The organism is Streptomyces sp. NRRL B-24484, assembly GCF_000717715.1.
Classification (GTDB): Bacteria; Actinomycetota; Actinomycetes; order Streptomycetales; family Streptomycetaceae; genus Kitasatospora.
In genome coordinates this window covers 131,503-138,881 of sequence record NZ_JOAI01000017.1, presented here as the reverse complement: position 1 = coordinate 138,881, position 7,379 = coordinate 131,503, and the positions used below count along the sequence as shown (strand labels likewise).

Below are 7,379 nucleotides of genomic sequence, written 5' to 3'. Positions count from 1 at the left end.
CCCCCTCGTCGGCATGGCCGCCGCCGTCGCCGTCGGCATCCTCGTCGGCGTCCTCAACGGACTGGTCATCGTCTACGGCCGCGTCAACCCCACCATCGCCACCCTGGCCGGCCTCGCCGCCTACAAGGGACTCGCCCAGCTCATCTCCGACGGCCGGAGCCCGCCGCGCCCGCCCGGGCGTCCCGGGCCGACGCGCCGCGGGCCCGCACCCCGGGGGAGGGGGTGCGGGCCCGCGTTTGCGCACGCTGCGGAGCGCCGACGGTCCGTCAGGCGGCCCGGTGGACGACCTCGCCGCCGAGCACGCCCAGCTCCACCCGGGCGTCGAGGAAGGCCCTCGGCTCCAGCTCGAACAGGTCGTCGGAGAGCATCACCAGGTCGGCGAGCTTGCCCGGGGTGACGCTGCCGAGCTCCTGCTCCAGGTGGACGGCGTACGCGCTGCCGAGGGTGTAGCCGCGCAGCGCGGTCGCCAGGTCGAGCGTCTCCTCCGGCATCCACGGCTCGCCGCCGGCCAGGCCGCGACGGGTCACCGCGGTGTAGAGGCCGACCAGCGGGTCCATCTCCGCGACGTTCCAGTCGCTGGACAGCGCGAGCACCGCGCCGGACCTGTGCAGGCTGCGCATCGGCCACGCCTTGTTCCAGCGGTGCTCGCCGACCGCCTCGGCCCAGTCCCGGCCCGGGCCGGCGATGTCCGGCGAGCAGTGCCGCGGCTGCATGCAGGCGACGACACCGAGTTCGGCGAAGCGCGGCACGTCGGCCGGGTCGAGGCACTCCACGTGGACGACCTGGTGCCGGGCGTCGTTCGGCCCGTTGACGGCCCGGGCGTGCGCCACCGCGTCCAGCACGGTGCGGATCCCGCGGTCCCCGGTGGCGTGCACGAAGGCCTGGAAGCCGGCCGCGTCCAGCCCGGCCAGCACCTCCGCGAACTCCTCCGGCGGGTAGAAGGTCTCCCCGCGGTGGCTGTGGTGCCCGGCGTACGGCTCCAGCAGGGCCGCGGTGTGCGGCTCCACCACGTCGTCGATGTACAGCTTCAGCGGTCCGACCCGGAACCGGTCGGAGGCGTGGCGCCGGGCGGCCGCCGCGAACGCCGCCAGGTCCTCGGCGGTGGTGCCGCGCGGGTGGAAGAGCCCGGCGACCAGCCGGGACCGCAGCCGGCCCTCGGCGAGCGCCCGTTCGAACAGCGGCAGGTCGTCGAGGGAGTTCTGCGGCTCCACCACCGTGGTGATGCCGTACCGGGCGGCCATGTCGAGGCTGCCGGCCAGCCGCCGGTACTGGCGGTCCGGATCCGCCCAGGGCGCGCCGGCCGCCCGCAGCGCCCGGTGGCCGTCCCGGGAGAGTCCGCGCACCGCGAAGTCGGTGAGGAAGCCCGTCGGTTCGCCCGTCGCCGGGTCCTTCTGCACGGTGCCGTACGCGGTCCGTTCGGTGCCGCGGCCGATCCCGAGGCGGCGCAGCGCCGCGGTGTTCAGCCAGGCGGTGTGCACGTCGTAGCTGAGCACGAAGGCCGGCCGGTCCCCGGTGAAGCGGTCCAGGTCGGCCGCGGTGGGCATCCGGCCGCCCGGGATCGCCGAGTAGTCGAATGCCTCGCCCTCGATCCACTCGGCGTCCGGGTGCGTGCGCAGCCGGTCGGCGATCCGGGCGCCGATCTCGTCGAGGCTGCCGGCGCCGGCGAGCTGGACGCAGTCGGCGTCGGAGCCCAGCCGGACGTGGTTGTGGCTGTCGACGAAGCCGGGCAGCACCAGCCGCCCGCGGGCGTCCACCGTCTCGGTGTCCGGGCCGGCGAAGGCGCGCCAGCCGTCGCCGTCGCCGACCCAGGCGATCCGGCCGTCGCGGACGGCGACGGCCTCGGCGCGCGGACGGGCGTCGTCCACGGTGTGGACGTGGGCGTTGTGGAGGACGAGGTCGGCGGGGCGGGTCACAGCCGGGCTCCGTTCAGCGGGGCGGCGGCGCCGTCGGCGCCGGCGGGCTCGGGTTCGCCGGCCACGTCGGCGGGCAGGCTGAGCACCCAGTGCGTGGCGCTGCGCGGCCGCAGGTACGCGAACCAGTAGCACGCGCCGGCGAGCAGGATGCCGCCGGTGATCAGCAGGTCGCGGGCGGTCTGCTGGGTGAGCGAGTAGCCGAGGACGGCGATGGTGACGAGCGGCACGGCCGGCCACAGCGGCATCCGCCAGGCGGGCACGGCGCGGTGGCGGGCTCGCCGGGCGGTCAGCGCGGCGCAGCCGAGCAGCAGGTAGATCACCGCGACCACGACACCGGTGAAGCCGAGCAGGGCGTCGATCGGCACCGCGAGGGCGAGGACGACGCCGGGCAGGCCGATCGCCAGCGTCGCGGCCCACGGCGAGCCCCACCGGGGGTGCAGCGAGCCGAGCACCCGGTTCACCGGGTCGGGCCAGGTGCGGTCGCGGGCGGAGGCGTACAGCACCCGGCCGTTCTGCAGCACCATGACGATCACCGCGTTGAGGATGGCGGCGGCGATGCAGAGGCTGACGAAGGTGCCGACGGTGCTGCCCGCCCAGGAGTCGACGACCGCGACGAGGTCGCCGGCGGCGAGCCGGTCGGGCGAGTCGACGCCCAGGCAGATCGCGGCGACCGGCACGGTGATCAGCACGACGCCGGCCAGCAGCGACCAGAGCACCGTGCGGGCCACCGTGCGGCGGGGGTCGCGGAGGTCCTCGGAGAGGTAGACGGCGGTGCCGAAGCCGTTGTAGGTGAACAGGGCGACGGCGAGGCCGGAGACCAGCAGGCCCGCGGTGAACGGGCCGGTGCCGCCGTGGCCGTCCGGGACGGCGGCGTGCACCAGGCTGCCCAGCGGCTGGTGGACGTGGGTGAGGCCGAGCACGCTGACCACGGCCGCGGCGAGCACCTCCAGCCCGAGGAAGAGGCCGGTGATCAGCGCGTTGGACTTGATGTCCAGCACGCCGACGGCGACGGCGAGGGCCATCACCACGGCACCGGTGACCGCGGGGTCGAGCGAGGCCACGGACGACAGGTAGCCGGCGGTACCGAGCGCGATGATCGGCGGGATCACCAGCAGCGACACCACGGAGATCACGAAGACCAGCCAGCCGGCGAGGCGGCCGAGCAGCTGCCCGACGATCGAGTACTCGCCGCCGGCGCTGGGGACGAGCGTGCCGAGCTCCGCGTAGCAGAAGCCGACGCCGAGGGAGAGCAGCGCGGCGATCAGCAGGGTGAGGACGGCGCCGCTGCCCTGGGTCTGCAGCAGCGGCGGCACCACGATGAACAGCGAGGAGGCCGGGGTCACGCAGGAGAGGGTCAGCAGGACGCCGCCGAAGACGCCGAGCGAGCGGGGGAGCGCGGCGACGCCGCTCCGGGGGGATCTGGACATCAGCCGTCCCGGCAGGGTGAGGGAGAGGGGGACGCCGGTCATTCAATGCCGGGCGAAAACACCGCGTCAATGGCCTGCGGGAACATTTCCGCAGGTGATTCGCGCCTTCACCGGCGATTCGTAGGGAGGTGCCGGTGGCAGCGACCGATCCGCCGGTCAGGCCGGGAGATCGTAGCTGTACGTCTCCTTCACGATGTCGAGGTGGTACCAGGATTCCGCGCGGACCACGCCCGGCAGGGCGCGCAGCACGTCCAGGGTGCCGAGCAGGGCGGCCCGGTCGGCGGCGTCCACCCCGCAGACCACGTCGAAGCGGCCGTGGCCCGCCGCCACGTAGTTCACCCCCGGCAGTCCGACGGCGAGCGCGGCCGCCTCCCGGGCACCGCCCCGCACCCCCAGCCCCACGCCGACCGCCTCCCGCACCCCGAGCGCCTGCGAGGCGACCAGCCCGGTCACGTGGACGGCCCCCGACTCCAGCAGCCGCAGCACCCGGGCCCGGGTCGCGGGCTGCGACAGCCCGACCCGCTCGGCCAGCGCCGCGAACGAGGCCCGCCCGTCCACCTGCAGCAGACCGAGCAGCACCCGGTCCGTCTCGTCGACCGGCGGTGGCGGCCCCTCGGCCGGCCGCGGCGCCGCCGGCCCGCCCGGCAGCGGCGAGTACGCGTCGCGCAGCAGCTCCGCGCAGCGGAACACCTCGATCCCGTGCACCCCCGGGACACCGCGCAACGCGGTGAACTCGCGCTCCAGCGCGCGGTCGTCCGCGACCCGGACCTCGGCCACCACCGCGCCGCCGCCCGCCGTGCAGGAGACGAACGACGTCGCGGGACGGGCCGCAGCGGCCTCGGCGACCGGCCGCGCCGGGCCCTCCACCGCGAGCGACACATGGGCCACGGCCGTGATGCCGACCACCGACGGCCGGACGATCCCCACCGCGCGCACCGCCCCGGAGGCGGTCAGCCGGTGCACCCGGGCCCGCGCCGCCTCCCGCGAGACGCCGAGCAGCTCGGCCAGGCGCTGGTAGCTCACCCGGCCGTCCCGCTGCAGCTCGCGCACCAGCGCCGCATCCAGCCCGTCCAGCACCGCCGCCACACCCTTCCCGCAGACCTGCGCACCACCGCTGCGCCGAGCGTAGTGCGCCGGGCCGGGACGGCCGCACCGGCCGCGGGCGGGCGGGGGGCCGGCGGGGATGCGCCGCAGGGCCGAGGGCGCCACCGCCGGCCCGCCGGCGCGGTGCACCCGGGGACGAGTCGGGCGCGCCGCGCCGGCGGTGTGCGGAGTGCGCGGGCCCGCACTGCGGGCAGGCCGAGCACCGCGTTCGCCCATCAGAAAACCCCACACTCCAACAGAACCGAACGCGCGGCAGCATCACACCGCACGCTCCGACACCGCGTCAAGGCCCCGTCCGGCCGCCCGCGTTCCCTCACGCACCCCTGTCGCGTTCTTGCTGTCGTACCGTCCCGCCCGCCACTCCCGTCGCCGTCCCGCCGCCCCGGCCGCCGACCGGGAGCCCGAACCCGCCCGAGGTCGCCATGCCCCGCCACCCCCTCCCCCCGAAGCCGGCCGGCGCCGTCGCCGTGCTCGCCGCCATCGCCACCCTCGGCGCCTGCACCGTCCAGGGCCCCGAGACCGGCCGGCCCCGCAGGATCTCCGTCGCCTACATCCAGAAGCAGGGCGACCAGCAGTACTTCCGGGACGAGGCGGACGGCGCCCGGGAACGGGCCTCCCGACTCGGCATCGACCTGGAGGTGGTGGATGTCGGCACGGACGCCGCCCGCACCCTCGACGCCGTCCGCACCGCCGCCGCCCACGGGGCGAGCGGCGTCGTCGTGGCGGTGCCCGACCCGGCGCTCGGACCGCAGCTGGTGCGGATCGCCCACGACGCCCGGATCGAACTGCTGGCCTCCGACGACCAGATCTGCGCCGACCTCGCCGACCCCGGCATCTGCGCCCGGCGCAAGCTCGTGCCCCGGGTCGGCTACAGCGGTGCCCGGATGGGGGAGGAGGTCGGCCGGCGCGCCGCCGAGGAGTACCGCAAGGCCGGGTGGAAGGCCGCGGACACCCGGATCGTCGCCGCGGCCAGGATGGACCTCAGCGTCTGCCGCGAACGCGTCGACGCCGCCAGGCTGGCCTTCCTCCAGGACGCCGGCCAGGTCCGCACCCTGAACGTCACCACCGACAACACCCCGGACGGCGCCCGAACCGCCGTCGCCTCCACCACGGCCGCCGAGGCCGGCAACCCCGAGCACTGGGTGGTGTGGGGCTGCAACGACGAGAACGTCCGGGGCGGTCTCGCCGCGCTGCGGGCCGCCGGCGTCCCCGACACCGACGTCATCGGCGTCGGGCTGGGCGGCTACCTCGCCTGCCGGGACTGGCAGAACGGGGACCGCTTCGCCATGCGGGCCGCCCTCGCGGTCAGCGGCCGGGACGTCGGCGCCCTCGCCGTGCAGACGATGTACGACAAGGTGCGCAACGGCAGACCCTTCCCCGCCGAGGCCTTCGCGCCCACCGCCATGGTCGACCCGGACACCTGGCGCGCCTCGGGCGCCGCCTGCGGCTGACCCGGAGCGAGGCTGCCCCGTGCGGCCACCGGGTGGCCCGTCGTCCCGTGGGAAAGCTCCTACCCCTCGCCCACGCCACCTGCGTCAGGTAGCCGCCCGAGGTGTGCAGGGGATGGCCTTCGGCTTCGCCGTCGTCCCCGAGGCGTACATGATGTACAGCGGGTGCTCGGCGTCGAACGGCTGCGCCTCGTGCTCCGGCGACTGCCGGTCCACCAGGTCGTGCCACCACAGGTCCCCGACGAGCGGCTGCCGGCGGTGTTCGCGGAGTTCCGCCGGGTGCTCGCCCCCGGCGGTTGCCTGCTGGTCGCGTTCCAGGTCGGCGAGGTGCCCCGGCGCCGGACCGAGGCCTTCGGCCACGGCATCGACCTGGTCTTCCACCGTCGCCGGCCCGAACAGGTCGCCGAGCTGCCGGAGGCCGCCGGCCTGCCGGTGATCTCCCGGACGCTGCGCGCCTGCGACGAGGACGGCCCCTTCCCCCGAGAAGACCCCGCAGACCTTCCTGGTGGCCCGCACATCGCGGACGTCCGCCGCCTCGTGACCGACCGTCCGCGGACCGGACCCGGGTCGCCAGCCGGTCCGCGGGCCGGCACGAGGCGCGGCCCGGGCCGCGACCTGAGTAGGGGGCAGGGCGGCCGGGCCGGCGCGGAAGGGGCGGTGGCCCCTCCGCCTCCGACGGTACGGGCCGGACGGCGGGACGCGGTCGGACGCGCCGTGCGTCCCGCGGCTTCCACCCGTCGGGAGCCCGGTCGGGACGGGCTCCGCGGGGCCGCCCTCAGACCAGCCAGGTCCTGAGCGCGGCGGCGAGGTCGGCCGCGGAGGAGGCGGGGCGCCGGAGTTCGTCGGCCACGGCGGAGACCCGTTCCTGGTCGAGCTTGACGGAGACACCGCTCGCCAGCAGGTAGCCGTGCGCGACGGCGACCGCCACCCGGAGGTTCGACCGTTCCAGCCACGGCAGCCGGCCCAGGGTGTGGGCGAGCGCGGCGGCCCGGGCGAACGGCCCGTCATAGACCTCCTGCCCGGCGACCACGGCCCGGTGCCGTTCCACCGCGGAGATCGCGACCCCGTAGTCCACCGGCGCCGGATCGCCCACCCCGGCCCGCTCGGCGACCTCCAGGATCCAGGCGAGATCGACGTGGAGGATCACGCGGCCTCGATCCCGTCGAGCAGGTCCCTGTACTCGTCGAGCACCTCCTGCGCCCCGGCCATGAAGACCTCGCGCAGCTTCTCGTTGTCGTCCCGGATCAGCTGCGCGACGTAGTCGTTCACCGGCATCCGCCGGGTCTCGGCCGCGTGCCGGGCCATCTCGGCGACGGTCTCGTCCATGCGGAGATTCACCTGGGTCTTCGCCATACCTCGAAGATAGCAGGTGATAGCAGGGTGGAGGAGGGCGCCGGGGCCCGTTCCCGGGCGGGCGCCCGCAGGAAACTCCGGAGCGGTCCGCTCCGCGGGGCGGCCATAATGACCGGCGCCCGCCGGAGGTTCGT

At 75.8% G+C, this 7,379-nt stretch carries 6 protein-coding genes and 1 pseudogene; 1 reads left to right on the top strand and 6 read right to left on the bottom strand.

The window, feature by feature from the left end:
* Window positions 1–266: 266 nt before the first annotated feature.
* From IE98_RS0117525 to IE98_RS0117515, 3 genes are all read right to left on the bottom strand, one after another.
* On the bottom strand, window positions 267–1,913 hold the full coding sequence (locus IE98_RS0117525; RefSeq protein ID WP_030269946.1) for an amidohydrolase: 1,647 nt from the start codon (window positions 1,911–1,913) through the stop codon (window positions 267–269).
* Window positions 1,910–3,340: an APC family permease gene (locus IE98_RS0117520; RefSeq protein ID WP_078661093.1), complete on the bottom strand. Its 1,431-nt coding sequence runs from the start codon at window positions 3,338–3,340 to the stop codon at window positions 1,910–1,912. Before IE98_RS0117520 ends, IE98_RS0117525 begins: the two co-directional genes overlap by 4 nt.
* Window positions 3,341–3,496: 156 nt before the next feature.
* Window positions 3,497–4,417, bottom strand: coding sequence for an Lrp/AsnC family transcriptional regulator (locus IE98_RS0117515; protein WP_030269943.1), 921 nt, complete (start codon window positions 4,415–4,417; stop codon window positions 3,497–3,499).
* Window positions 4,418–4,866: 449 nt separating this feature from the next.
* Here IE98_RS0117515 and IE98_RS0117510 point away from each other — a divergent pair, with 449 nt between their 5' ends.
* The gene (locus tag IE98_RS0117510) at window positions 4,867–5,895 is read left to right on the top strand and encodes a substrate-binding domain-containing protein (RefSeq protein ID WP_052390631.1); all 1,029 of its coding nucleotides are present in this window, start codon (window positions 4,867–4,869) and stop codon (window positions 5,893–5,895) included.
* Window positions 5,896–5,947: 52 nt separating this feature from the next.
* On the opposite strand, the pseudogene IE98_RS47955 reads toward IE98_RS0117510, so the two are convergent.
* The 3 genes and pseudogenes from IE98_RS47955 to IE98_RS0117495 form a co-directional block, all read right to left on the bottom strand.
* Window positions 5,948–6,129 (bottom strand): annotated as a pseudogene (locus IE98_RS47955) (AMP-binding protein); the annotation flags it as partial.
* A gap of 538 nt (window positions 6,130–6,667) precedes the next feature.
* Complete coding sequence (locus tag IE98_RS0117500) at window positions 6,668–7,039, bottom strand: hypothetical protein (RefSeq protein ID WP_030269939.1); 372 nt, start codon at window positions 7,037–7,039, stop codon at window positions 6,668–6,670.
* On the bottom strand, window positions 7,036–7,245 hold the full coding sequence (locus tag IE98_RS0117495; RefSeq protein WP_030269938.1) for a hypothetical protein: 210 nt from the start codon (window positions 7,243–7,245) through the stop codon (window positions 7,036–7,038). Before IE98_RS0117495 ends, IE98_RS0117500 begins: the two co-directional genes overlap by 4 nt.
* Window positions 7,246–7,379: the final 134 nt, after the last annotated feature.